This window comes from Nocardioides humi (assembly GCF_006494775.1).
GTDB classification, from domain to species: Bacteria; Actinomycetota; Actinomycetes; order Propionibacteriales; family Nocardioidaceae; genus Nocardioides; species Nocardioides humi.
This window is the reverse complement of record NZ_CP041146.1, coordinates 5,716,829-5,742,029: the sequence shown is the minus strand read 5'-3', so window position 1 is coordinate 5,742,029 and position 25,201 is coordinate 5,716,829. Positions and strand designations below refer to the sequence as shown.

Sequence of the window (25,201 nt, the reverse complement as noted above, 5' to 3'; positions counted from 1 at the left end):
CGAATGTTCAACAACAGCGAAGAGCTGCTCAAGTACATCAAGGACGAGGGCGTCGAGATGATCGACGTCCGCTTCTGCGACCTGCCCGGCATCATGCAGCACTTCACCGTGCCGGTCTCGTCCTTCGACCAGTCCGTCTTCGACGACGGCCTGGGCTTCGACGGCTCCTCGATCCGTGGCTTCCAGGCGATCAACGAGTCGGACATGTCGCTCTTCCCCGACCCGACGACGGCGTACATCGACCCCTTCCGTACGTCGAAGACGCTGAACCTGAACTTCTTCATCCACGACCCGATCACGGGCGAGGCGTACTCCCGCGACCCGCGCAATATCGCGAAGAAGGCGCTGGCGTACCTCTCCAGCACCGGCATCGCGGACACCGCGTTCTTCGCGCCCGAGGCCGAGTTCTACATCTTCGACAACGTCCGCTACTCCACCGGCGTCAACGAGGGCTACTACCACATCGACTCCGTCGAGGGCTGGTGGAACTCCGGCAAGGAGGAGGAGAACAACAAGGGGTACAAGACCCGCCTCAAGGGCGGCTACTTCCCCGTCGAGCCGTACGACCACTACAGCGACCTGCGCGCCGACATGGTCAAGAACCTCGAGGCGTGCGGCCTCCAGGTCGAGCGGGCCCACCACGAGGTCGGCACCGCCGGCCAGGCCGAGATCAACTACAAGTTCGACACGCTGCTGCGCGCCGCGGACGACGTGATGAAGTTCAAGTACCTCATCAAGAACACCGCCTGGCAGCAGGGCAAGTCGGTCACCTTCATGCCGAAGCCGATCTTCGGCGACAACGGCTCGGGCATGCACGTCCACCAGTCCCTGTGGAAGGACGGCGCGCCGCTGTTCTACGACGAGACCGGGTACGGCGGCCTGTCGGACCTCGCCCGCTGGTACATCGGCGGCATCCTCGAGCACGCGCCCGCGCTGCTCGCGTTCACCAACCCGACGGTGAACTCCTACCACCGCCTGGTCCCCGGCTACGAGGCCCCGATCTCGCTGGTCTACTCCTCGCGCAACCGCTCCGCCTCGGTCCGCATCCCGATCACCGGCAGCAACCCGAAGGCCAAGCGCATCGAGACCCGGTTCCCCGACCCGTCGGCGAACCCCTACCTCGCCTTCTCCGCGCTCATGCTCGCCGGCCTCGACGGCATCCAGAACAAGACCGAGCCGGCCGCCCCGATCGACAAGGACATCTACGAGCTCCCGCCGGACGAGATGGCCGAGATCGCCCAGGTCCCCACGTCCCTCGGTGCCGTGCTCGACGCCCTCGAGGCCGACCACGACTTCCTCACCGTCGGCAACGTGTTCACCCCGGACCTGATCGACACCTGGGTGTCCTACAAGCGCGAGAACGAGATCGCGCCGGTGCAGCTGCGGCCGCACCCGCACGAGTTCGAGCTCTACTACGACATCTAAAACAGGCGGTTTCCTGACCTGCGCGGAAGCGCCGAAAAGGGCCTCTGACCTGCGGAAACGTCCCTCAACGTCTTTGGACGTTGAGGGACGTTTTTCGTTGGTCTGGTACATCAGTGGTACATCGGCGACCCCATGGCACCCTGGGCGCGTAGAGGCTCCCAACCCGATGGAGAAACCGGTGGCTGAACCGCACTGGGTCTGATGGAGGCTCTGGTCATTTGATTTCAACCAGGGCCTGGGTTCCCTGCTGGGTAGCGTAGAACCTTTCTTCGAACTCGGTCGGCGGGAGGTCGCTGAGGTAGCCGTGTAGCCGCTGGTGGTTGTGCCAGTGCACCCAGCCGAGGGTGGCGAGCTCGACGTCGTCGATGGCGCGCCACGGCCCCGGACGCGCCGGACCGCGGATGAGCTCGGCCTTGTAGTAGCCGTTCACGGTCTCGGCCAAGGCGTTGTCGTAGCTGTCCCCGACGGTCCCGATCGATGGGACGGCGCCGATCTCGGCGAGCCGCTCGCCGTAGCGCAGACTCGTGAATTGACTGCCGGCGTCGCTGTGACACCGCAGGCCCTCGAGCTGCGTGCCGCGGGACCAGCGGGCCATCTCGATCGCGTCGAGCACCATCTCGGTGCGCATGTGGCTGGCGACTCGCCACCCCACGATCATCCGACTGAAGGCGTCGACGATGAAGCACACGTAGGCGATCCCGGCGAACGTCGGCACGAACGTCAGGTCGGTGACCCACAGTTCATTCGGCCTTGTCGCGGTGAAGTTCCGCTTCACCAGGTCCGGGTGCCGTGCAGCCTTGTCATCCGGCCTGGTCGTCCGCACCCGTTTCGTGCGGACGACGCCTTCGATGCCTTCGGCGCGCATCAGCCGGGCGACCTGGTCACGGCCGACGTCGTGTCCGGCACGCCTGGCGGCCTTCCACAGTTTCCTCGCGCCGTAGACCCGGTAGTTCGCCTCCCACAGCTCGCGCAGCGCCGGTCTGAGCTCAGCATCACGTTGCGCGCGTGCGGATGGCTCGCGGGACCGGGCGGCGTAGTAGGTGCTCGGAGCCACCTGCAGCCCCGCCTTGGACAGCGTGGTGCAGATGGACTCGACTCCGAGCTTCTTGCCCTCGACGACCTCGTCGCGGTTGGCGTCGATGAAAGCGACTACTACTTGTGTTGGCGGTCGAGCTCCGCCCCGAAGAAAGAGGCCGCTCGCTTGAGAATCTCGTTGGCTCGCTTGAGCTCGCGGTTCTCCTGCTCCAGCTCGCGGATTCGCTTGGCCTCCGCTGTGGTCACGCCCGGCACGTGGCCGTCGTCGATGTCGGCCTGCTTGACCCACTGACGCACCGATTCCACGCCGTAACCCAACTGGGTCGCGACCCGCTGGACCGTCCCGTGCTCGGTTCCCAACTCTGCTCGCAGCGTGCGGACCATCCGGACCGCCGCTGCCTTCTCCTCCGGGGAGTAGCGCCGCGTCTGCGGCTTCCCGGGCACCTGCTCCTTGGGCATGTGCTCATCCTCGTTTCCAAGGTCACGAGCCTCCAAGAAACCCAGTGCGGTTCAGAAGTTCCTAAAGTGCCTACATGTGTTGAGTCTCGACCTAGGCGACGGCGGCAAGGACCAACAAGCGGCGATCAGCGTTCTGCATCGCGGGCTCGAAACACCCGCGGACGGAATCAACGCTTGGAAGGCGCTCGTAGACGCCGGCCAGGTCGCCTCCGAGAACCGTGAGTGGCGGGATCGCGCAGCGTTGACTTTGACGATGGCGCAGCAAGGCGTGACGACGACCGTCAGCGCGAAGTACGCGTCTGACATCGCAGTCATTCGTGAGCGGTCCGCATCCAATCTCACGGCTATGCAGAGCGAGGCGTTGCTGCCAGTCGATGGCGGCCTCTTCATCGCTCGTTCGGTGGCCAAGACTCTCAGGGATCTGAAGTCCCGCGACCCGATTCTGGTGGTCGGCGAGGCAGGCTCGGGCAAGTCCGGTGTTCTCCAGGACCTCGCGACTGCACGTCGAGAGACCGAGGAAGTCGTGGTACTCCTGGCCACTGACGTAGCAGGCTCCAACCGTCTCGTTACCGGGACACCACTTCGGGAGGTGCTTCGGGGCTGGACGGGTCCGCCAGGGCTTGTGGTCATCGACGGTGTCGATGCGCTTCGAGGGTCCGGTGACCGGGAAACGCTCAGCAACACCGTTGCTGCGTTGGCGGGAACACGTTGGCAGGTAGTGGCGTCGGCACGTTCGTTCGACACGAAGAACAGTCGTCCCTTGCAGAAGGCCTTCGCGGGCCTCCCTGTCTCGAGCGCGGCGGACCAGCTCGATACCCGCCTGACCTCGGTTCGACATCTTTTCGTAGGAGACCTCAGCGATGAAGACCTGGACAGAGAGATCGTGGCGCCCATGCCTTTGGCGACCTTGCTCGCCGAAGCGCCGCCCGATCTGCGGGCACTCCTGCGCAACCCGTTCAACCTGCGTCTAGCGGCGGAACTAGCGGCGTCGTTGACGACGAGCCAGCACGATGAACTGCTCCGGGTCCGGAGCCGGGTCGAGTTGCTGGGCCGCTACTGGGACTGGCGCATACGAAGCGAGAGTGCCCAGGCGAGGGAGGCCCTCCTGCAGCGGTTGGTGACGAGGATGGTCGCAGATCGTCGCCTGCACGTCGAGCAGAAGGAGCCGACCATCCTCGGCACTGACAGCTCTGCCCTCGAGGACATGCTGAGCCATGGCGTCTTGACCTCAGTCGAAGGTCCGGTCCCCGGCCTGAGCCGGGTCGTCGGGTTCTCGCACAACATCTTGTTCGACTACGCGGCTGCAATCTATGTGCTATACCACCAGCTTGGCCCAAGCGGTCTGGTGAAGACACTCGATGCAGACCCGACGCTCCCTCTCGTCGCACGTCCGAGCTTCGACCTCCTGGTAGACATGCTTTGGCAGGCCCGGTCTTCCGGCGCGTTCTGGCCGACCGCCCTCGTCGTCGCAGGCAGCGGCCACGTCCTCGCTTCGCTCGCTGTGGCCGCCAGGGTCGCCAATCTCGCAAAAGACGCCGACGACCTACTTGAACTGGCGACGGCCGGCACGGAGGTCACAGACGGGTCAATGTCTGGGCGTCAGCACTTGGCCAGCCAACTTACTGGGGCGGTTCGAGCGCGCGCAGTTGTTCCCGACGCGGAACGCGTTGCCGTTCCACTGGCGCATCTTGCAAGGCACCTCGCCGACAATGCTGGCTTCTCTTACACCGACGGCGCACTGGCAGCGGAGCTCATCCTCGCGCTGCAGAGGCGCGTCCCGATCGGCTCTGTCGATGGAGACATCGGCGAAGGGGAACGAGCACAGGCCATCGCGCTCCTCCTTGACGCCTGTCGGTCGGATCCTCCTGCTAGGGAGCGGCTGGCTGGTGCTCTGATCAGGCAGGTTGAGTACAACGTTGCCGGAAGCGAGGAGGTCCGTGACGCAGTGCGTCGGGTCCTCGACGATTTCGACGCGCTCGCTCAGTGGGGCGGAACGGTGACGACGTGGTTTCCAGATATCGCCGTGAAGGCGCTGCAAGCCGACCCCGATCTTGCTCACCGACTCGCAGTCACCTCGATGACCTTCGAAGAGACGCGCAAGGAGGATGTCGGGTTGGGAGGCAGTTCTGTTCTGCCGTTGCGCGAGTCTCGTCAACAGCAGGCTAAGCACGCTGCATATCGGCTCGGCGAGGTATATCCCGAACTGGCATCGACGGACGTGAGCGTCGCCACCGCCATCATCTGCACCATCGTCGAACACATCGAGCCGACCGGGCTCGAACGAGCAGCGCGGCAACGTGAAAACGCTCCGAAGTGGCCGATGGCAACGACGAAATCGAGTGGGTGGATCGAGCCGGACTATGGGTTCGGGCTGAGCACCCACTGGCACGACGACGAGCAGAAGATGCTCAACGCGGTCGCCGGCGCTCTGGTCGATGCAAGCGACCAAATGATCGCAAGATCACTCGACCTGCTCGTTGATAACCTGCACGTGGGGTGGGCCTGGGCAGCCCTGATGAGCCGCCCATCAGACCCGGCGCGCCTGTTCTGCGTCATCCAACCGGTGTTCTCAACCGGCACGTTGCTCGCACACCCGAACACGTACGTCCAGGCAGCGAGCCTCTTGAAGGCGGCCGCCGATGAGAGGGCGGTTCCTCACAAGGATCTGGAGCTGGCCGTAAGCAAAGCCATCGAACTGCTCGAAACCTACGACCGCGGCGACCACATCAAGGACGTCCTCGTCGCCTGCCTGGACAGGACTGCGGTCACCGACGTTGGTCTCGCTTCCCGCATCGATGCGCTTGGCGACGAGGTCCCGGAGATTCCGTCCGCCCCGTCCATGGAGGCGGAAGTACGGGCATGGTCGACCGTCGATCACATCCGTGAGGAGGAGGGTTCCAGCCTCAGCCCTGAAGTCGAGGCGGCCGCCCGCGCGCTCGAGCAGGCTCTGAACGACGTCAGAGAGGACAAGACGAGCAGTGCCGAACTCGTCGCGGGACTCGTCAGCACCTTCGTCGACGCTCATGCGGTGTTCTCGTCGGATGAACCGATCCACCTGCGCGTCGACCACATGCTCCTTGAGGGAGCAGTCCAACTCGCTTACCTCCCAGCGATCACACCCGCGCACCCCGTGGGCTCACTGGTTTTCCAGGTCCTTGAAGCGAAAGCAGATGACGCTGATGTCGGCAGGTTCTTCTCATGATGGCTTGGACCCCCGGCATGCGTGACAGGGCTATCGAAGGCCTAAGTGTGCTGGCTCGTCGCGAGAAGTGGCGCACGTCTGACTATGGAGACCGGATCATCTCCCGTGTTCAGGCCGCTCTTACCGATGAAAACCCGGTGGTTCGAATGCATGCCGCCGAAGCGTTCACCGGACTGCATGCAGACGCAACCTCGGAGGCACGCGTTGCGGGTCTGCGGGAACTCCTCATCACCGAACCCGACGTCATGGTCAGTACCGTGCTTCTCAACCTTCTGGGTCGCGAAGCTCATGCATCACCTGGCGCTGTCGACGCGACCCTTGAAGCCTTGGCTGGCCTCAGGTCCGGTGCAGATCAGTCTTCCGAGCCTCAAGAGCTCACAGACGAGGCGGAGAAGCGATCAGCCGTCGACCGCGTCGAAGACGAGCGCAACAATCGGAAGGTCGACATCGTGACGTTTCTTGCGCTTACACACGAGACGCCATACGCACTTTCGACCTTGAACCAATGGGCAAGCGAGCCAGCGAAGCACAACGAGCTCAGCCACGCCATCCCGTTCATTCGCGACTACCTCGCGCCGGGCGCCGAGCCTAGACTCCAGCAGCGAACATTCGAGTTCGTCACGACCGCGTCCACGTCCGCGCTCGAGTACTGGACTGCGACAGGCGGGGCCATGGTCGATACTTCCGAACTAACCCCCCTCGAGCTGTCCGAACTCGAGAACGTTCTCCGTGTCCTCGACGCCACCGCGGATCAGATCTACTTCGCGAGCGGTGCCTTCGAAAGCAAGCGCGGCAACTTCAGCGAGGATGACGTTCAGCAAGGCCGAGCCACTGCAGCAGACATCGCGCGATTCGCCGGCCTCGCCACTCCGACCCTGCTGATCTGCGCCGCGAGCAAGGCCGCCCCAGTCATTCATCATGTCGTCGAGGCCCTCGTCTACCTCGCGCAGGTCGACGAGAAGCGCAGCCTCAAAGCACTCGCCGAGGCTGTCACCGCTCACAGCAACTATGCTTATGACTCGCTTGCCAGCGGAGTTGTCGTCCCGTATCTCACCCGCCTCGTTGCTGAACAACGCGACCTCGTGCTCTTCGACGCGGAAGGCGTCGATGCCTTCAAGACATTGCTAGCGGCATTCGCAGGGGCAGGCAACGAGGACGCACTTGAACTCGCGTTCACGTTCGCCGACGTTTTCCGATAAGAGAAGGCACCAGCGTTCGCGTCACCGCCCGCTGGCTCCACTGCGGCATACCGCCGCTTGCGGACCGATATCTCGGCCAACAACCAGCGCTTCAACCGGACAGCACGCTAGTCGGGCGTGCCACGACGCCACAGGGCAAGCGCCCCCGGCTCCTGTCGGCAGGGGACCGTGACCTCCCCCTGAAACACGTGGTCCACCGCCCGGGCCGTCACCGCCCACGCGCCGCCGATCTCGGAGCGCATCGGCTGGTGGTCGTGCTCCGTCGCATCGTGGTTGTGGATGTGCAGGTTCTCGTCCGTGAACACCGCGAACTCCTCGTCGGCGTTGACCGTCGCACGGGGAGGCAGGTCGCCCACGTACCACGACACCACGCAGCCCGCCGAGGTCATCTCCACGTCCATGTTCGGGGCGGGAAGGTTTGAGACGACAGGCGACTTGATGCCCGGCAGGAGGCCTGCGTAATCGAGGCCGTAGGGCTTCAGGTCGCCGTACTTCGCCGGAGCGTCCGGCAGCATCTGGAACGGTCTGAACTGGCCCCCATGATCGCAGTAGTCGGTGTCCGATGCCATCAGCACCGAGACGTCGGGCGGGAAGGACACCTGCACACGGACATTCTCGAGGTAGCGGTCCGACTCGTTGCGGATCACGAACGTGCCGTGCCGGAGCGTGTGGCGTAGGAACTCCGTCGCGACGTCGTCTGCCGCCTCCCGGCACTCGTGCTGCCATTGCTCCACGTCCGCCCGGAACTGCTTGGTGCTGCGCCGGTCAGGGCGACCGGAGGTCTGCTCCAATATCGCCTGGATACCGCTGCTGTAGGGACTCCGCGGCAACGGAGCGGGGATACCGTCGATGAGTTCGTCCGCCTTCGATCCCACCATCCCCTCGATGAGGTCGCGGACGTTGGCACGGCTGGTCCTATCGAAGGCCCCGGCGTACGACACGCTCACCTGCGCGCCTGTGTGGGGAGCCTTGGCACGCCGACGCTCCAGATTGGCAAGATCGTGGCTAGTCGCGGGACGGGTCTGACCTGGCACCCGGACAAGCACCTCCCCGTCGCGCACGGCCAGCCGGGACGAGTCGTCGGAGTAGTCCTTTCGGCAGGCGTGGATGCGATCGCCCCACTTCGGAGCATCAACGATCACCGCGAGCACGAGTCCGTCAGCATGGTTGATGAACTGGTGGTCCCACGTGGGGCCGTTCTCACCGACGTACTGCTCGACCAAGTCCCGCAACACCGCCGCATCCACGGACTCCGCACCAACGAGAGTTTGCGACTGGTCGATCCCCACGAACACCACGCCCGCCCCACCCAGGTGCTTCTCTGCGAGATCGGGCATGCGGTTAGCCATGCCGAGGATGGCCCGGCTCACGACGACAGCAGACCGCTTCCGGTCCTGCCGCTCGGTGAAGGACAGCGCGCCCTTCAACTCCAAGTAGTCGACCTCCGACAGGTCACCCAGCGCCAATGCGTGGTTGACGAGCGCGACCCAGCCGCCGGTCCCGGCGGGCAAGCGAGAGAGGTCGGCGTCCATACAAGCCATTCTCCTCTACACCACCGACACCTACAGGAGCCACACTGTGGCCTGCGGATGAGGCCGAGGCGGAGCGACGATTCGCGGAGCACCTGTGCGCCGAGGGCTGACGTTCAGGCTCGGCGACCACAGCCACGTGGACGTGATCACCAGCACCCCGAGAACGGGCGACTGGTCGCCGAGGTCAAGAGCCACACCCAGAGCCCCGGCACGGACGCGGACACGCTCTACAGTCAACTGCTCCGCCACATGACCGATCGGACGACACGCGACGCCGTCGTCGTGCCTGAGTCGCTGTGAGCGACGGTGGAGCGCGTACCTGCCGAGGTGTGTCGTCGTCTCGGAGTCGAGGTGCGGCTCCTTCCCGACGCACGGCGAGTGCCGCATCAGCGCGTGCAAGTCTGCACCGGCCAAGGCGCGTCACACCGCCGCAAGTGACGTGTACTCGCCAGCCACATCGTGATCCAGCTTCTTGTCGGTCACCTTCTCCTACACTGGACACATGAGCATGGACCGCAACGAGTTGCACGAACTCGTCGATGCACTGCCAGACGACCAGTTGCCGGCAGCGGGAGATGAGTTGCGCCGTCGTCTGCGTAAGCCAGCCTTGGATCGCCCCTGGCCGCCGGAGTGGTTCGGCGCGATCGACAACCCCGACGTGCCGAAGGATCTGGCTCAGAACGTCGATAAGTACCTCGCCGCTGAAGGCTTCGGTAGCTACCGCTCGTGATCCTCTGCGACACCGGGCCACTCGTGGCAGCGGCCGTTCGGCACGATCCGGACCACCACGCCTGCGTCGAGTTGCTCACCGGTCTGCGCTTGGCCAGACGGCAGCTCCTCGTCCCGGCAACCGTTGTCGCCGAGGTCGGGTACATGCTGGACAGCTTCGGCTCCAGCAGGCTTGAGGCACGGTTTCTTGCCAGCCTCGCTGCTGGCGACTTCGACCCGGTGGATGTGACAACCGACGACTACGCGCGCATGGCCGAGTTGGTCGAGCAATACGACGATCTCCGGATCGGCACGACAGACGCCTCCGTGATCGCGCTCGCCGAGCGACTGGACATCACCGAGGTCGCGACACTGGATCGCCGGCACTTTACCGCCGTACGACCACAGCACGTAGAGGCGCTGACCCTCCTGCCAGAACGCCTCTGAGATCACATCAGCCTCAGCGGCAACTCCAGTTTGTGCCATGACAGTGCCATCGTCTCTAGCGCGAGGAGTCGAATCAGGCGCCTGACCTGCACAGACACAGAATCACTTGCCGGACTTACGACATCTGAGGTCGGCCGTCGCTGACCTGCATCAAACGCAGCGAAAGCGGCGCTGACCTGCGAAACGCCTTCGTTCAACTTCGGTTGTTCGGGGGCGTTTCGCTTGTCCAGTCAGACATCGCATCAGAAACTCTGACGGCCTCGACCGCACGATCCTCGTCGCCATCGTGCGGGCGTCAACGCCACCGTCGCGACCCCGACGTCGCACTCGTCACGGGCGCGGTGACCGACACCGGGCTGGCCGGGCTGCTCCCGAGCGCCGCACGAGCGCGCGTCGCTCCTCGTCCTGGTGCTCCGGCGGGCTGGTCAACGCCTCGCACGTCTCAGAGGCATGTCGCCGCTGCGCGGGCGGCGGCGGCGTGAAGGTCGCTGCATTGCGTGGGACGGTTCGCGGATCCTGTGCAGCGGAGGCGACGACATGAAGGCAACGCAGCACAAGCCCTGCGGCAAGAACCGCTACGCGAGCCAGCGAGAAGCGATCCGCAACGCGCTCGCAGCCAGTCGGAAGAGCGGCTACGCTCTGCGGGTCTACCGGTGTTCGAAGTGCAAGGGATGGCACCTGACGAAGAAGCCGTTCAGGACGACCGAGGGAAACGGATCTCGGCGGACCGGGGCGAAGCCGGCCTTGTCGCCTCCCGGTCGCAGCGACGACGGGCAGCAGACGGGCTGCTCGTGCGGCCGATGCGCCTGGCTCGACCACGAGCCGTCGGCCTGAGGGATCTCGTCCTCCACGTCTGCTCCCGTGGCTGGTGACTCTCCACCCCGCCTGACGTCCAGACAGCAGACCGTCAATGTCGTAGGTCCGTCAGTCCGCGCTGATCTCGGGCAACAGCCGGGGGCCTGTTCCGTTCGACCCGAGCTCGTCGTCGGGATTGAGCACCCGGCAGCTGCGCAGCGAGACGCAGCCGCAGCCGATGCACTCGATCAGCTCGTGCTCCATCCGCTCGATCTCCTTGCGACGGGCCTCGAGGCGTCCGTGCCAGCGCTCGCTGATACGCCGCCAGTCGACCTTGCTGGGCATGCGGTCCTGGGGCAGGTCGGCGAAGACCTCGGCGACCTCGGCGAGCGGGATGCCCATGCGCTTCGCCACTTGGATCACCGAGACCCGGCGGATCACGTGGCGGGCGTACCGGCGTTGGCCTCCGGCTGTGCGGGTGGCGGAGATGAGTCCCAGGCGCTCGTAGAAGTGCAGCGCGGAGACGGCGACTCCGGTACGTCGCGCGACCTCGCCGATGGCCAGCAGATCGGTGGGGGTCGGCTTGTGATCGCTCATCTTGACCTCAACATATGTTGAGATTCTAGCGTAGTCGGCATGTCCGCAGAAGACACCGATACGGCAGGGAATTCGACAACAACCACCTCGACCGCAGCGCCATCCGGCAGCTGGCGAGAACTGTTCAGCAGTGAGCACATCACCGCCTCGCTCGTCCTTGCGGGCGGCATCGCCGTCTACGCCATGAACACCTTCGTCACGGCCGCCCTGCTGCCCACGACGGTCGCCGACATCGGCGGCGGGCAGTACTTCGCCTGGGTGACGACGTCCTTCATGGTGGCCTCGGTGCTGACCTCGATGCTGGTCGCCCGCACCCTCGCGTCGTGGGGTGCGGCACATGCCTACCTGCTGGCGTTCCTGCTGTTCGCGGCCGGCTCCCTCGGCGCGGCGCTGTCGCCGACGATGGAGCTGCTGCTGGTCGCTCGGGTCCTGCAGGGCCTCGGCGGTGGACTGCTCGCGGGTCTCGGGTACGCCGTGATCCGCGACGCGCTCCCCGAGCACCTGTGGACGCGGGCGACCGGGCTCGTGTCGGCGATGTGGGGCTTCGGCACGCTGGTCGGTCCCGCCATCGGTGGGGTGTTCGCGCAGCTGGAGTTCTGGCGCGGTGCGTTCTGGCTCCTCACCGTCGTGGCGGTGGTGCTCGGCGTGATGTCGCTGCGCGGCCTGCCGCGGGGCAGCACGGAGCCCGAGGACTTCGGGCGACTGCCTGTGACGTCGCTCGGCGTACTCGTCCTCGCCGCGGCGGCGTTCAGCATCGCCGCGATCGTGCCGGTCGGCTGGCCGACCACGGTCGCGCTCACGCTCGGCGTCGTGCTCGTGGCCGGGTTCGTGCTGGTGGACCGAGCAGCGCCCTCGCCCGTGCTGCCGCACATCACCTACCAGCGCGGGAATCCCCTCAAGTGGATCTACATCCTGCTCGGCATCCTCAGCGCCGCGGCGATGGCGGAGATCTTCCTGCCGAAGTTCGGCCAGGAGCTCGGCGGGATGACCCCGCTCGTCGCCGGGGTGTTCGGAGCGACGGTTTCGATCGGGTGGAGCTTCGTGCAGCTCTTCAGCGCGAGCGTCGACGACGAGCGCACCAGCCGCCGGCTGATGTTCCTCGGTCCCGTGCTCATGACCGTCGGGCTCGCCGTGTACGCCGCCTCCCAGCATCTCGACACCGACGGGGCCGCCTGGGTGTGGGTCGGTGGGCTGCTGCTGGCCGGCGCGGGCGTGGGTCTGGCGTTCCCGCACCTGAGCGTCGCGGCGATGCGCAGCAGCGACGACCCCGTCGAGGGCTCCAAGGCCGCGGCCGGCGTCGGGACGGCCGAGCTCATCGCGAACGCGATCTCGTCGGCCCTCGTGGGCGTGCTGGTCGTCGTCGGCGGCGCGGGTGCAGCGGGTGCGGCGACGATGGGTGCGGGACTCGCGGTCATGGGCGCTCTCGGCGTCTTCCTCGTCGTGCTCGCCCTGCGTGGCGGACGATGAGGCGAGCGACGAGGCGAGCAGCCGCGCTGACGCCGGGGCGGAGGTGCCCGAGACCGCGGTGCTGAGCGCTGCACGGCCATCTGGTGCGGCTCGGCGGGTTTCCCTCCCACCGCCTGAGGGGGTCAGCCCAGGCTCGCGACGAGCCGCTCCGTCACCCCGTCCGGGTCCTCGAGCCAGTCGGTGGCGAGCACCTGCTCGACCGTCCAGCCGGCGGAGCGCAGCACGGCCGGCTGGACGGTACGGCGCTGCTCGCCGGTGGCGCCGTCGACGCGGTCGGCGTGGTCGACGAGGACGGCGGTGCGCCACGCCGGGTCTCCGGCACGACGCAGGGCGAGGTCGCAGCGGAAGCCGGACTGGCCCACGGCGAGGGCCACGTCGACACCCCGCTTCCCCAACGCAGCGCTCAGCTGCTCGACGATGGCCGGCGTCGCCGACCATCCCGCGCCCGAGCGAGCCCACGACCCGAGGGCGGACTCCATCGCAGCCCGGTCGCCCTCGGAGACGGCGTCGGCGTACTGGAGGAAGCCGCGCAGCGCGGAGGCGCCGTCGTTGTAGGTGTTGGTGATCATCGTGGGCTCGATGCTGCTGACCAGCACCATGTGGCGGCGGGCGCGGCTGAAGATGACGTTGAGCCGCTTCTCGCCGCCACTGTTGTTGATCGGGCCGAAGTTCATCCGCATCCGGCCGTCGGGGCCGGGCGCGTAGCAGACGCTCATGACGATCACGTCGCGCTCGTCGCCCTGGACGTTCTCCAGGTTCTTCACGAAGAGGCCGAGCGCCTGGCCGTCCTCCTCCCGGTCGACCTCGGTCTCGTACGCCGTCGCGAACTCCCGGTCGTCGGCGGCCAGCGCGGCGAGGGCGCTCTCGATCTCGGTCTGCTGCGCCTCCGAGAACGCCACGACGCCGATCGACAGGCCGGTGCCGCGCAGCAGCAGGTCGCGCACCACCTCGGCGACCCACCGCGCCTCGGCGGGATTGGTGCGACGCGTGTAGATGCCGTCGCTCACGCGTACGACGCTGATGCTGCGGTCGAGGATCGCGTCCGTGGTCGCGCGCACCTGCTCGGGATCGGGCGACTCGCTGGCGCCCACGACCAGCCGCGTGCGCCCCTCGGGCAGCGGCTCACGGTCCGGCACGGTCGCCAGCCGACCGTCGTAGAAGGCGGCGTTGCTGAACTGGATCAGCGCCTCGTGGCGGCTGCGGTAGTGCCAGAGCAGCATCGTCGACGGCAGCCGCGTCGATGCGACGGCGAGGAAGCTGTCGGCGTCGAGCACCACGCCGACCTGCGTGCCGGACTCGTCGTCCGGGGCGCCGTCGTCGACCTCCGTGTCGGGAGCGGGCCCGCCCGCACGGAAGTAGCGGGTGGGCGGCAGCTGCATCCGGTCCCCGACCACGACGACCTGACCGGCCCGGTGCAGCGCCGGCACCGCCTCCTCGACCGGCACCTGGCTCGCCTCGTCGAAGACGACCACGTCGAAGGACGAGGCCAGCTCGAGGATGTCGCTCAGCGAGGCCGGGCTCATCAGCCACACCGGGCGCAGCGCGGCGACCACCTCGCCGGACTCGCCGCCGGCGAGCTGACGGATCGACTTGTACGCACGCACCTTGCCGAACTCGTGCTCCAGCTCGCGGCGTCCCGTGCTCCACGTCCTCTTGAGCGCACGCTGGGCGTCGTCCATGCCGGTGACGCTGCGGGTGCTGTGCTCCACCCGCTCCCGGAACCGGTGGCGCAGCCGGCCCACGATCACCGCGGCATTGGCCCTGTGCAGGTCGGGCTCCAGCGTCGCCACCCGCTCGACCAGGTCGCCGAGCCGGCGCCCGTCCAGCCGGTCCAGCTGCGGATGACTCGCCCGCGCGGTGCGGAGCGCGGCGGCGACCACGGCGTACTCGAGCTGGTCTGGCTCCGCGTCGAGCCTGCGGACCGCCTCGAGGACGGCCGGCTGCGCGGCGAGCTCCCGCAGGCTCGGGGCGGCAGCGCGGACGGCGTCGCGCCCGGCCGGCGCCGCCAGCGCCGCGGCGACGCCGGCCGCCGCGTCGAGCGACAGGTGCTCGACGGCGAGGACCCCGGCGGCCGCCGCCTCCACGCCGGGCAGCACCGCCGGCAGGGCGTCGAGCGCCTCGCGGGCGCGGTCGTCGGAGGTCGCCAGCAGGTCGCGCCAGGCGGCCAGCGGCCACTCCAGGCGGCGTGCCACTTCGAGCGCCGTCGCCAGGGCCGACAGGTCGGCGTGGCCGTAGACCCGCTCTGCCTCGGCGTCGTCGGCCGTCGCGGCGCCGGCGGCGTCGTAGTGGGCCACCAGCAGCCCGAGCGCCCGACTGGCCGGCAGCGCCGGCCCGCGCCACCCCCGCCCGACCAGTCCGCGGACTCGGCGCCACTCGCCGTTGAAGAACCGGAACGCCGCTCCCTCCTTGTGTCGTGCGACCTCCAGCGCCGCGCGCGCCTCCTCGGGCCCGGGAGCCTCCGCCCAGCCGGCGGCCGCCTGCGCGGCCGCCTCCGCCGCCTCGCGGGCGGCCCGCTGCCGGTCCGCCGCGGCGGTCAGCTCGGTCGCGGCGACCGACCGTCCGGAGAGGACGCCGAGCGCGCCACGGCGGGCGAGCGGGTCGAGGAGCGCATGCAGCTCGGCCACCTGCCAGACCTGGGACAGGCTCAGCGCGCCGGGATCCGGTCCGCCTGCCGCCACGAGCAGCGCGCGCGGACGCGCCAGCGCTCCGGCCAGCGCCTCGGCCGCGGCACCGACGGTCAGCTCGGCCCGGGGGTCGCCGAGCACACTCGGCTCGACCGCCGACAGTGGCGAGCGCGCCAGTATCCGGCCGTGGCCCGCCCGTGCGAGCGCCTCGCCCAGCCGGTCGACCGCACCACGGGCGGCCTGCCAGGCCTCCGGGGCCGGCACCAGAAGCTGCCGGTCGGCGCTCAGCTCCTCGCCCCAGCGCGCGTGGCGCAGCGCGACCAGCCGGTCGAGGTGGTCGATCACGCGGGCACCGCGCTGTCCGGGCCCGCCCAGCGCGGCGTCGTACCCCTCGACCTCGGCGCGGATGCCGGTCAGCTCGCTCACGAGCGCGTCGCGCGCCGCCTCGAGGTCGGCGAGGTCGTCCTCGGCGGCGGACCACGCCTCGTAGGTGTCGCGCAGGCCGTGGACGAAGGCCTTCTTGTCGGCCTGGCTGTCGTGGACGAGCGTGCAGATCTCGTCGAGGCCGCGGGAGCGCAGCCGGGCGTGGACGACGTCGAGCGCGGCGCGCTTCTGGCAGATGAACAGCACCCGCTTGCCGCGCGCGAGGTAGTCGGCGACGAGGTTCGTGATCGTCTGCGACTTGCCGGTGCCGGGCGGGCCCTGGATGACGAAGTTGTCGTCGGCGCGGGCCTGGGCGATGGCGGCCAGCTGGGAGTCGTCGGCGCTCACCACCAGATGACGCTCGGGCAGCGGCATCGCCGCGGCGGCCGCCGGGGCCTCGCGCGGCTCGGCGGAGAACAGCTCGTCGAACACCGGCTGCGACCGAGTCTCGGCGAGCAGGGCGTCGTAGTCGCGGACCAGGCTGAGCGTGCGGTAGTTGAAGTTGGCGAGGCTGACCGCGCAGAGGTCGACCTCCCAGCGGTAGGGGTTCGTCTCGCCCTCGGTCAGGGTGTAGAGCTCGCGCTCGACCGCACCGGCGGTACCGACCGCCTGCGCGCGGGGCGCCGGCTCGTCGCCGAGCTCGACGGCGAACGGCAGTGGGGAGCGCACCAGGCGGTCCTCGAAGATCTGCACACCGAGCGGCTGCCACGACGGCCGGGTGTAGGAGTAGGCGTAGTGGCGGCGGCCGATGCTCGGCCGGCTGCCGCTCCGGCGGCGCCGGTAGGCCTGCAGCGCCGTCTGGGCGCGCGAGCGGATCAGCTCGATCCGGGGCTGGTCGACGAGCACGACCGAGACGCCGCGCTCGGTGGCCCGCGCCTGGCGCTCGATCTCCGCGCGCAGCGCGTCGACGGCGCCCGGGTCGGTGAGGTCGACGGTGGCCGGCAGCTCGAACCCGTAGCGGTCGCGCAGCTGGTGGCGCAGGACCGGGTTCACCTCGGCCTGGCCGGGCTCGACCAGCTGGAGCCGGTAGGAATGCCGCACTCCGCGCTTCTTCGTCAGCTGCGCGGCCGCCAGCACCAGCGGCGACAGGATCGGCGCATCCGGATCCTCGTGGACGTCGTGCCAGCGCAAGAAGGCGACCACGATCCGCAGCTGGTCCTGGCCGTACTCGGCGCGGTCGCGGCGCGCCTGCGACATGACGGCGTCGATGGCCTGCTCGGCGTACGGCGCGTCGTCCCACCGGACCACGGCGCCGAGGTCGACCGGCTTGCCGGCGACCAGGCGCGCGGACACCGGCCCGCCCCAGGTGAACAGCTGCTCCGCACGCACCGAGCGGACGTCGAGCACCAGCGGCACCGACGCCTGGGTCAGGTTGAGGGTGCGTCCGGTGCTGCGGAAGTGCAGCAGGGGGTTGCGCCTGCTGACGTCGAAGAGACGGTCGCGCAGGTGCTCCAGGACGACGGTACGACGGTCCGCCGTGCCGCCGGCGACGAGCACGCGGTCGAGGTCGAAGTCCTCCGGGTGGTCGCGGTAGGTGCGCAGCCGCTCGGTGACGTCGAGCAGGTCCTGGGTGCGCCGCCGCCGGTCGGGCTCGACCATCGAGGTGACCACGCCGGCAACCACCGGGTGCAGCCCCGGGGCCAGCGCGAACAGGTTGCCGCGGTGCCGCTCCAGTCGCTGCAGGTCGTCGGCGTCGGCGAGGTCGAGCCCGCAGAGCAGCGCCGCCAGCAGCTCCCCCAGGCTGCCGATGTCGGTGAGCTGGTCGTGGTGCTCGATCTCGTGCTCCCACCGCTGCCAGCCCGGCACCAGGCGCACCCGGGGGTGCGCGGCGGTCTCGCCCTGGTCGGTCGTGGTGGTGCGCAGGCCGGAGGCCAGGTCGACCACCTGGCCGGCGCCACGTCGTACCTCGAACGAGCGCGAGGCCAGCTCGCGCTCCACCTGCTCGAGCGCGGCCCGGTTGTGCTGCGCCGGCAGCGCGGCCCGCTCGTCGAACTCGATCCGGTGCTCCTCGGCCACGGACAGGTCACCGAGCCCGCGCAGCGGCGCGACCCGGCCCACCTCGTGGGCGCGGGCCACCTGCTCGAGCAGGGGCACGACGAGGGCGAGCGCGTCGTCGACCGGAAGCCCGCCCAGGTCGACCGCCCGGCGTACCAGGTCCCGCATCAGGCGGCCCCTCCCGGGGAGGCCAGCAGCCGGCCCGCGGCGGACACCACGGCCGACCGCTCGCGGTCGCCGAGGCCCAGCTCGGCGGAGAGGAACCTCACGAGGTCCTTGTCGAGTCGCTTCACGGTCGCCACCGCGACGGCGGCGGCCAGGGCATCGCGGGACGCGTCGGGGTCGCAGGTCGCGAGGTCGGCGAGGACGGCGCAGAGGTAGCGGCGGGTGTCGGCCGGGAGTGCGCTCAGGTCCTCGGCGGACAGCTCCGAGAGGGGCGAGGGCGCCGGCGGCACCGTGGCGCCGTACCGCTCCGCGAGCTCGGTCGACTCGGGTGTTCTCAGCGCCTCGACCAGCACCGCCTGGCGGACGAGCTCGCGGGTCAGGTCCCGCAGGGCGTCCTGGCCGAGAACGTCGAGCGCGGCGAGGTCCAGCGGCGGCCCGATCGCCGCCGCCACCCGCTCCTCGGCCGCGTCGCCGTCGAGCTGCCACTGCTGCAGGGCCCAGGCGCGCAGCACGTTCTCGGGATGGGTCTGCCCGCTGCTGCCGGAGGTCAGGTCGACCTCCGCGGCCTGCCGCAGGTAGGCGGCGGGATCGACCTGGCGCAGGCCCGTGGCGAGCTTGATCAGGCCGCCGACCGACGGCTCGACCGAGCCGGTCGCGACGAGGGCGCCGCGGTCGGCGTACAGCTCGGTGGCGAGCCGGAACCGGCGTGCGGTCTCGAGGTGCTCCCCGCTCGTCCGCGCATCGGTCTCCCCCGCATCGAGCAGCCGCGCCGCGACCAGGTAGCGCCCGCCCTCCGCGGTCCACAGCAGGTGGTGGGCCAGCTCGTGCCCCAGCACGGCGCACAGCTCGTCACCGCTGAGGAGGTCCGAGAGCCCGCCGGTGAGCACCACGATCGCCCGGTCGGCCACGTGCACCAGCTCGGCGTTCGGCCGCCCGCCGGACTCGCCGGCGTACAGCTCGACGGGCACCGTCACCCCCAGCGCCTCGGCGGCGCGCGCCAGCTGCGCGTGCGCCTCGGGATGGCTCGCCGGGTCCAGCCGGTACGTCGAGCGCAGCAGCGCCTGGTCGAGCTCGACTCCGCCGGCGGGCGCCGAGCCGAGGGCCGCGAACGCCTTCGGTGTCTCGCGCTCGAGGATCGACGTCACCGCGACGTGGTACGGCAGCGGCCGGAGCGGGTGGAGCACGGGCTCAGCCTAGTGTCGCCCTTGTGGAGTCTCTGGATACCGTCGAAGCGACGGGGAGGCGAGGTCGGGCATGGACGACTGGCTGGTGATCTTGGCGATCACCGTGGGGCTGTCACTGCTGGCGATCGTCGACATGCTCCGGTTCCGGCCGGGGACCCGGGCCCGCGCGGGACAGAGCCGCCCGCTGTGGATCCCGCTGTCGGTGGTCCTGGGGCCTCTCGGCGCCCTCCTGTACGCGACCGGCCCGCGGCTGGTCCTCCGGCGCACCGTTCGACAGACGCGGGCCGACGCGAGGAGAGGCGGGGCGGCGGCCGCGCACGGTCGAGCCTAGGCTGGGGCCGTGCTCTACGAGGTCCTTCACACCACGGTTCCTCCGCTCGCACGCGCGGTGTGGCGTCCGACCATCGAGGGCGTCGCGAACGTGCCCCCGACCGGGCCCGTGCTGCTCGCGAGCAACCACCTCAGCTTCGCCGACAGCGTGGTGATCCCGATCGTGGCGCCGCGCAAGGTGGTGTTCCTGGCGAAGGCGGAGTACTTCACCGGCTCCGGCGTCAAGGGCCGGCTCAGCAAGGCGTGGTTCGAGGGGCTCGGGATGGTGCCGGTCGACCGCACGGACACGCGTGCGGCGCTCAACTCGCTGGACGTGGCCCTGGAGGTGCTGGGGCGCGGGGAGGCATTCGGCATCTATCCCGAGGGCACCCGCTCGCGGGACGGGCGGCTGTACCGGGGGCGGACGGGGGTCGCGCAGCTGGCGCTGACGGCGGGCGTCCCGGTCGTCCCGGTCGGCCTGACCGGCACCGAGCAGCTGCAGCCGGTCGACGCGAGGTGGCCGCGGCTGGCCAAGGTGACGGTGCGGTTCGGCGAGCCGATCGACTTCACCGGGCGCTTCGCGGGCCTGGCGCCGGGGCGGGCGCGCCGGGAGGCGACCGACGAGATCATGGCCGCGATCCACGCCCTGACCGGGCAGGAGCTCGCCGGCGCCTACAACGACCGGCCCGTCGAGACCTGAGCCGCGGCGTCGACACCATGACCACCGCTCACCCCGTCACCGTCGCCCACGTGCGCGACGGCCGGCCGGCGAGCGGGACCGCGGTGCTGGTCGACCGGCTGTGGCCGCGCGGGCAGCGCAAGGCGGACGCGCCGTGGGACGAGTGGCTCAAGGCGGTGGCGCCCTCGACCGACCTGCGCCAGTGGTACGGGCACGACCCGGCGCGCCACGAGGAGTTCGTACGCCGCTACCGCGCCGAGCTCTCCGGTGCCGAGCAGGCCGCGGCGCTCGACCACCTGCACGCGCTGCACGACGCCGGGCCGCTCACCCTGATGACCGCGTCCCACGACGTCGCACTGAGCCAGGCGGCGGTGCTCGCGGACCTGCTGACCGGCGACTGACCCGCCTCAGGCTCTGTCGTCGCCGCGCATCCGCGCCAGCCGGGCGCGCAGCGCGGGGATGCGGTGGGCGTTGCCGCGCAGCTCGACGTACCGGTCGCCGTACGCCCACAGGAGGGCGTCGTCGAGGCGGCGTACGGCGCCGGGCGGGTAGCGGTAGCCCATCCGCTCGCGGAGCGCGTCGGCGTCGACCGAGCGCAGCGTGTCGCCGAGCGCGGCGAGGGAGGTGATGCCGAGCTCGAGGACGAGGGTGGAGATCCAGGCGTAGTGGTCGGTGCGCGACCAGCCGGCGTCGGCGTACTGCCCGGCGAGGAAGGCCGCCAGCTCGCGCGGGCTGATCCGCGGGTCGGCATCCTCGGGGGTGTCGGCGGCCGCGTCCTCCGCGGCCTCGACGGGGGCGTCGCGCAGCAGGTCGCGGATGGTGGAGAACTCGCGGTCGGCCAGTTCGAGGAGGCCGGCGGCGAGGGTGAAGCGGCGGTCGAGCTCGCGGACGTGCTCGGGCGGGACGGTGCCCTTGTAGCGGACGTCGTGCTCGAACTCGGCCCACGCGTGCTGCAGGACGGTGCGGATCTGGATCGCCGCCCGGTGCCCGCGGAGCAGGTCGTCGTCGGCGCCGCCTCGCGCGTCGCCGAGGCCGACGAGGAGGTGGCGGCTGGCGTACCCGAACCGGCCCTCGCTGGCGATCTCCTGGCCCAGGTCGCGGTCGTCGTGGACCACGGCCTGGTCCTCGAGCAGGTCGACGACGGCCTGGACGTCGCTGTGGACGTAGGTGATCACGCGGACGCCGACCTGGTCGGTGATCTCCCGGAGCGGGTCGGCGTAGAGCGGGCGGCCGCCGTCGGTGCGGGCGGCCTTGGCGGCGAAGGACGACACCGACTTCGCCCGGCCGGTCACGGTCAGGTAGTTGATGCCGGCCTCGTCGAGGATCGAGGTCACCAGGCGCACGAAGCCGTCGGTGACCTGCCGCAGGCCGGGCTGCAGCTCGGCGTACCGGCGGACCGCGGAGCCGACGTCGAGCGGCGCCGGGGTCCCGCGCCGCGGCCGCGGGGTGGGGACCAGGTCGGCCGGCAGCGTGGGCGTCACGATGTAGCCGGTGTCGAGGTCGCCGTACGTCGTGACCTGCTCCGGCCGGCGCTCGGCGAACAGAGCGATGTAGGCGCACACGACAGCGTCGACCTGGTCCTCGACCACGCGCAGGTCGCTCTTGCGGGTCGCGGTCTCGGCGGCGGCCCGCAGGTCGTGCCACGCCGGCAGCGCGTCGACCCGCAGCGGCGGCTCGGCGACGGCGAGCCCCTCGACCAGGCCGAGCAGGACGACCAGCTCGCCGCGCAGCTGCTCGAGGTCGCGGCCGGGCTTGTTCTTGTACTTCAGCGTCCGGCCCAGGCGGAACAGCGCGACGGTCGCGGGGTGCGGATAGACCTCGATCGCCCGGCGCGGGCGTCGCGAGCGCGGGTTGACGTCCAGGCCGAGCCGGGCCGCGATCCGGGCGGCCCGCGGCTGGTCGCGGAACTCCGGCTTGCCGGTGTTGGACGGGTGGGCGCCGGCGTCGAAGCGCGCGAAGTCCTTGTTGAGCTCCGCCTCGGCGGGCCGGTTGCCGGTCGGGTTGACGACCACGATCGGGGCGTCGATCGCGACCAGGCACTCCCCCTCGACGTACGACGCCAGCGCGGTCACGATCTCGTCGTCGGTCCGCACCGCCGACACCGCGAGCAGGTGCCCGTCGGCGTCGACGACCGCCAGGCCGGTCGGCCGGCGCTCGCCCCACGCGAGGTCGACCCCGACGAAGTGCATGCGCGGCCGCTCAGGTGCGGTTGAGCGCGACGGCCTCGCGCACCAGCGCGACGAACGCGTCGTCGTCCAGCGTCTCGCCCTCGCGGAGGTCGACGGCGCGGCGGGTGCCGGCGTCGAGGCTGGCGTTGAAGATCCCGGTCGGGTCGTCGAGCGAGGCGCCCTTGGCGAAGGTCAGCTTGACCTTGTCCTTGTAGGTCTCGACCGTGCAGATCAGGCCGTCGGCGGAGAAGGTCGGCACGCCCGCGGGGTTGGAGGCCTTCTTCCACTTGGCCTCCTCCACGACGCCCGGCTCCGCGGCGACGATCAGGGACCGGACCTTCTCGACGGTGTCAGCCCGCCAGTCAGCGCTCATGACGAGGACCCTACCCACCCCGGGCCTCCGCGTTCGCTGGGTGAACCCGAGATGAACGTGACACCATGCCGCGGTGAACACGGTCCCCGTCGCGCTCTGGCGCCTCGTCGTCGCGGCCGGCGCCGCGACCGGGGTGGTCCTCGCCGCGCGGGAGTACGACGTGTGGTGGACCGCGCTCTCCCAGCTCTCCAACCTGGCGGTCGCCGTGTGCTTCGTCGGCCTGGCGCTCCGCGAGCCCCGCTCCCCCTGGCTGCGCGGCGCGCTGACCACGCTCATGGTGCTCGTCGGCCTCGCTTACGTGCCGATGCAGAACGGCAACCTGTGGCAGGCCTGGTCGCTGCTCGAGCACGTCGTGACGCCGACCCTGGTCGTGCTCGACTTCGTCCTCGTCGGCCGCAACCACCACGCGGTGCGGTGGTGGCATCCGCTGACCTGGCTGGTGCCGCCGACGGCGTACCTGCTCTGGTACGTCGGCGGCGACCTCGCCGTCTACGCCGCCCTCGACGCGGCGCACCCGGTGGAGTTCGGGCAGCGGATCGCGGTGCTGCTCGGCCTGCTGCTCGCCACCGGGTACGGGCTCTACCGCTTCGGCGCTCAGCGCACGCCCCAGGAGTAGGTCTGCTTGCGGAGCTTGAGGTAGACCAGCGCCTCGGTCGAGACCACGCCGGGGATGGTGCGGATCCGGCGGGAGATGATCTCCAGCAGGTGGGCGTCGCTCTCGCAGACGACCTCGGCGAGCAGGTCGAAGGACCCGGCGGTGATGACGACGTAGTCGACCTCGTCGACCTCGGCGAGCGCGTCGGCGATCGGCTCCAGCTCGCCGGTGGCGCGGATGCCGATCATGGCCTGGCGGGCGAAGCCGATCTCGGTCGGGTCGGTGACGGCGACGACCTGCATCACGCCGCTGTCGACGAGGCGCTGGACGCGCTGGCGCACGGCCGCCTCGGAGAGGCCGACCGCCTTGCCGATGGCGGCGTACGAGCGCCGGCCGTCCTCCTGGAGCTCGGCGATGATCGCCTTCGAGACGTCGTCGAGGGGAGCCGGCTTTGCCCTGGTCACAGGGCCGATCCTCACAGTCCGGAGCCTGTCGTGCAACAGATGGGTACGGATTCCGTTGCAATCTTGTGAATCGGCTTCGGAATCGCTTGTCATGTGACCTAGGTCATGCCACGATCGGCTGGTTCCATCCATAGGAAGGTGGCGATCGGTGGTCTCTGCCCGTCTGAGTCGCAGGGCGGCGCTCCGCGGGGGTGCCGGGCTCCTGGTCGGTGGAGCCAGCCTCGGCGTGCTCCCCCTGTTCGGCACGCCGGACCGTAAGCAGGACCCCGCGTCGTGCCGGGTGGCCGACGTCTCGGACACCGACCACCGCCTGGTCGTCTCGAACTGGCCGGCCTACATCGACGAGGACGACGGCGACTACGTCTCCACGCTGACGGCCTTCCGGGAGCGCACCGGGATCGACGTGAGCTACACCGCCGACGTCAACGACAACCTGGAGTTCTTCGCGAAGGTCGTCAACCAGCTCGGCTCCTGCCAGTCCTCCAAGCGCGACCTGTTCATGCTCACCGACTGGATGGCGGCGCGGATGATCCAGGTCGGCTGGATCCAGCCGCTGGACGCCGCGAAGGTGCCCAACCTGCACGCCAACCTGATCGACTCCCTCACCGGCGTCGGCTGGGACCCGGACCGCACCTACTCCGCGCCCTGGCAGAGCGGCCTGACCGGGATCGCCTACAACCGGTCGAAGGTCAAGGAGGTGCGCTCCTTCGAGGAGTTGCTCTCCCGCCCGGACCTGCGCGGGCGGATCTCGCTGCTGACGGAGATGCGCGACACGATGGGCCTGGTCCTGCTGTCCCAGGGAGCCGACCCGGCGGACTTCGACCAGGACGACTGGGACAACGCCATCGACCGGCTGCGCAAGGCCCGCAACGACGGCCAGGTCCGCGCCTTCACCGGCAACGACTACATCCAGGACCTCTCCGCCGGCAACATCCTCGCCTGCGAGGCGTGGTCGGGCGACGTCGCGGCGGCGGAGAACGAGGACCTGGTCTTCGTCTCCCCCGAGGAGGGGCAGATGATCTGGTCCGACAACATGCTCGTGCCCAACCTCGCCACCCACCAGGGCAACGCCGAGGAGTGGATCAACTACTACTACGAGCCCGAGGTGGCCGCGAAGCTCGCCGCGTACGTCTGGTACATCTGCCCGGTCAAGGGCGCCCAGGAGGCGATGGAGGAGGTCGACCCCGACCTCGTCGAGAACCAGCTCATCTTCCCGTCCGCCGAGTCGCTGAAGACGATGCACTCGTTCATGGCACTCGAGGAGTTCCAGATCCGCGCCTACGAAGGAGATTTCGCCGATGTCATTGGCGGCTGACAGCGCGTCCGACCGCGCATCCGACCGGTCCTCCGGAGGAG

19 protein-coding genes are annotated in these 25,201 nt (G+C 69.6%); 11 read left to right on the top strand and 8 right to left on the bottom strand.

Translation table 11 applies throughout. The features are described from left to right. The first annotated feature begins 3 nt into the window (after positions 1-3). A complete protein-coding gene (gene glnA, locus FIV44_RS27650) occupies positions 4-1,425 on the top strand; it encodes a type I glutamate--ammonia ligase (protein WP_141007247.1) in 1,422 nt (473 codons plus the stop codon). A gap of 214 nt (positions 1,426-1,639) precedes the next feature. Here the strand turns inward: glnA and FIV44_RS27645 are convergent. Further along, positions 1,640-2,919, bottom strand: a protein-coding gene (locus tag FIV44_RS27645; protein WP_141003217.1) for an IS3 family transposase whose coding sequence is annotated in 2 segments (ribosomal slippage) — positions 1,640-2,616 and positions 2,616-2,919 — 1,281 coding nt in all. Because the reading frame shifts where the segments join, the coding sequence is not laid out codon by codon here. A gap of 76 nt (positions 2,920-2,995) precedes the next feature. On the opposite strand from FIV44_RS27645, the gene FIV44_RS27640 reads away from it, so the two are divergent. Both FIV44_RS27640 and FIV44_RS27635 read left to right on the top strand, forming a co-directional pair. Next, a complete protein-coding gene (locus FIV44_RS27640) occupies positions 2,996-6,121 on the top strand; it encodes an NACHT domain-containing protein (protein ID WP_141007246.1) in 3,126 nt (1,041 codons plus the stop codon). After that, positions 6,118-7,320 carry an ADP-ribosylglycohydrolase family protein gene (locus FIV44_RS27635; RefSeq protein ID WP_141007245.1) on the top strand — a complete coding sequence of 401 codons (1,203 nt, stop codon included), beginning with the start codon at positions 6,118-6,120 and terminating at the stop codon, positions 7,318-7,320. Before FIV44_RS27640 ends, FIV44_RS27635 begins: the two co-directional genes overlap by 4 nt. 107 nt (positions 7,321-7,427) lie before the next feature. Here FIV44_RS27635 and FIV44_RS27630 read toward each other — a convergent pair whose 3' ends face one another. Beyond that, a complete protein-coding gene (locus FIV44_RS27630; RefSeq protein ID WP_141007244.1) occupies positions 7,428-8,852 on the bottom strand; it encodes a hypothetical protein in 1,425 nt (474 codons plus the stop codon). Positions 8,853-9,354: 502 nt separating this feature from the next. Here FIV44_RS27630 and FIV44_RS27625 point away from each other — a divergent pair. Both FIV44_RS27625 and FIV44_RS27620 read left to right on the top strand, forming a co-directional pair. Continuing rightward, positions 9,355-9,582, top strand: a complete 228-nt coding sequence (locus tag FIV44_RS27625; RefSeq protein WP_141007243.1) for a hypothetical protein — start codon at positions 9,355-9,357, stop codon at positions 9,580-9,582. Then, entirely contained in the window at positions 9,579-10,007 is a 429-nt protein-coding gene (locus FIV44_RS27620) for a type II toxin-antitoxin system VapC family toxin (RefSeq protein WP_141007242.1), read from the top strand. Before FIV44_RS27625 ends, FIV44_RS27620 begins: the two co-directional genes overlap by 4 nt. Positions 10,008-10,931: 924 nt before the next feature. Here FIV44_RS27620 and soxR read toward each other — a convergent pair. Continuing rightward, the gene (gene soxR, locus FIV44_RS27610; protein ID WP_141007241.1) at positions 10,932-11,399 is read right to left on the bottom strand and encodes a redox-sensitive transcriptional activator SoxR; all 468 of its coding nucleotides are present in this window, start codon (positions 11,397-11,399) and stop codon (positions 10,932-10,934) included. Positions 11,400-11,438: 39 nt separating this feature from the next. On the opposite strand from soxR, the gene FIV44_RS27605 reads away from it, so the two are divergent. Then, positions 11,439-12,866 (top strand): MFS transporter, encoded by a 1,428-nt coding sequence (locus FIV44_RS27605; RefSeq protein WP_141007240.1) that lies wholly within the window; start codon positions 11,439-11,441, stop codon positions 12,864-12,866. A 122-nt stretch (positions 12,867-12,988) separates the two neighbouring features. On the opposite strand, the gene FIV44_RS27600 is transcribed toward FIV44_RS27605, so the two are convergent. Together FIV44_RS27600 and FIV44_RS27595 are read right to left on the bottom strand one after the other, a co-directional pair. After that, positions 12,989-18,076 (bottom strand): AAA domain-containing protein, encoded by a 5,088-nt coding sequence (locus tag FIV44_RS27600; protein ID WP_141007239.1) that lies wholly within the window; start codon positions 18,074-18,076, stop codon positions 12,989-12,991. After that, entirely contained in the window at positions 18,076-19,257 is a 1,182-nt protein-coding gene (locus FIV44_RS27595) for a M48 family metalloprotease (protein ID WP_141007238.1), read from the bottom strand. Before FIV44_RS27595 ends, FIV44_RS27600 begins: the two co-directional genes overlap by 1 nt. Before the next feature lie 70 nt (positions 19,258-19,327). On the opposite strand from FIV44_RS27595, the gene FIV44_RS27590 reads away from it, so the two are divergent. Genes FIV44_RS27590 through FIV44_RS27580 form a run of 3 tightly spaced genes read left to right on the top strand, consistent with a single transcriptional unit; the run spans position 19,328 to position 20,646 of the window. Beyond that, the gene (locus tag FIV44_RS27590; protein ID WP_141007237.1) at positions 19,328-19,588 is read left to right on the top strand and encodes a hypothetical protein; all 261 of its coding nucleotides are present in this window, start codon (positions 19,328-19,330) and stop codon (positions 19,586-19,588) included. A 9-nt stretch (positions 19,589-19,597) separates the two neighbouring features. Continuing rightward, positions 19,598-20,266, top strand: a complete 669-nt coding sequence (locus FIV44_RS27585; protein ID WP_141007236.1) for a lysophospholipid acyltransferase family protein — start codon at positions 19,598-19,600, stop codon at positions 20,264-20,266. 17 nt (positions 20,267-20,283) lie between these two features. Then, positions 20,284-20,646: a DUF488 domain-containing protein gene (locus FIV44_RS27580; protein WP_141007235.1), complete on the top strand. Its 363-nt coding sequence runs from the start codon at positions 20,284-20,286 to the stop codon at positions 20,644-20,646. Positions 20,647-20,652: 6 nt separating this feature from the next. Here FIV44_RS27580 and FIV44_RS27575 read toward each other — a convergent pair whose 3' ends face one another. After that, positions 20,653-22,434, bottom strand: coding sequence for a DUF429 domain-containing protein (locus FIV44_RS27575; RefSeq protein WP_141007234.1), 1,782 nt, complete (start codon positions 22,432-22,434; stop codon positions 20,653-20,655). Positions 22,435-22,444: 10 nt separating this feature from the next. After that, positions 22,445-22,786, bottom strand: coding sequence for a DUF1801 domain-containing protein (locus FIV44_RS27570; RefSeq protein WP_141007233.1), 342 nt, complete (start codon positions 22,784-22,786; stop codon positions 22,445-22,447). Between the two features lie 73 nt (positions 22,787-22,859). On the opposite strand from FIV44_RS27570, the gene FIV44_RS27565 reads away from it, so the two are divergent. Then, positions 22,860-23,402, top strand: coding sequence for a hypothetical protein (locus tag FIV44_RS27565; RefSeq protein WP_141007232.1), 543 nt, complete (start codon positions 22,860-22,862; stop codon positions 23,400-23,402). Here the strand turns inward: FIV44_RS27565 and FIV44_RS27560 are convergent. Then, a complete protein-coding gene (locus FIV44_RS27560) occupies positions 23,381-23,845 on the bottom strand; it encodes an Lrp/AsnC family transcriptional regulator (RefSeq protein ID WP_246086655.1) in 465 nt (154 codons plus the stop codon). The genes FIV44_RS27565 and FIV44_RS27560 overlap by 22 nt on opposite strands. A 148-nt stretch (positions 23,846-23,993) precedes the next feature. Here FIV44_RS27560 and FIV44_RS27555 point away from each other — a divergent pair, with 148 nt between their 5' ends. Next, positions 23,994-25,160: a polyamine ABC transporter substrate-binding protein gene (locus FIV44_RS27555; protein ID WP_141007230.1), complete on the top strand. Its 1,167-nt coding sequence runs from the start codon at positions 23,994-23,996 to the stop codon at positions 25,158-25,160. The last annotated feature ends 41 nt before the right edge of the window (positions 25,161-25,201 follow it).

What these genes read in the sequence shown, in the direction of transcription:
- glnA (WP_141007247.1), top strand. Translation starts at nt 4, where the DNA reads ATGTTCAACAACAGCGAAGAGCTGCTCAAGTACATCAAGGACGAGGGC.
- FIV44_RS27635 (WP_141007245.1), top strand. Translation starts at nt 6,118, where the DNA reads ATGATGGCTTGGACCCCCGGCATGCGTGACAGGGCTATCGAAGGCCTA.
- FIV44_RS27630 (WP_141007244.1), bottom strand. Translation starts at nt 8,852, where the DNA reads ATGGACGCCGACCTCTCTCGCTTGCCCGCCGGGACCGGCGGCTGGGTC.
- FIV44_RS27625 (WP_141007243.1), top strand. Translation starts at nt 9,355, where the DNA reads ATGAGCATGGACCGCAACGAGTTGCACGAACTCGTCGATGCACTGCCA.
- soxR (WP_141007241.1), bottom strand. Translation starts at nt 11,399, where the DNA reads ATGAGCGATCACAAGCCGACCCCCACCGATCTGCTGGCCATCGGCGAG.
- FIV44_RS27605 (WP_141007240.1), top strand. Translation starts at nt 11,439, where the DNA reads ATGTCCGCAGAAGACACCGATACGGCAGGGAATTCGACAACAACCACC.
- FIV44_RS27600 (WP_141007239.1), bottom strand. Translation starts at nt 18,076, where the DNA reads ATGCGGGACCTGGTACGCCGGGCGGTCGACCTGGGCGGGCTTCCGGTC.
- FIV44_RS27590 (WP_141007237.1), top strand. Translation starts at nt 19,328, where the DNA reads ATGGACGACTGGCTGGTGATCTTGGCGATCACCGTGGGGCTGTCACTG.
- FIV44_RS27580 (WP_141007235.1), top strand. Translation starts at nt 20,284, where the DNA reads ATGACCACCGCTCACCCCGTCACCGTCGCCCACGTGCGCGACGGCCGG.
- FIV44_RS27575 (WP_141007234.1), bottom strand. Translation starts at nt 22,434, where the DNA reads ATGCACTTCGTCGGGGTCGACCTCGCGTGGGGCGAGCGCCGGCCGACC.
- FIV44_RS27570 (WP_141007233.1), bottom strand. Translation starts at nt 22,786, where the DNA reads ATGAGCGCTGACTGGCGGGCTGACACCGTCGAGAAGGTCCGGTCCCTG.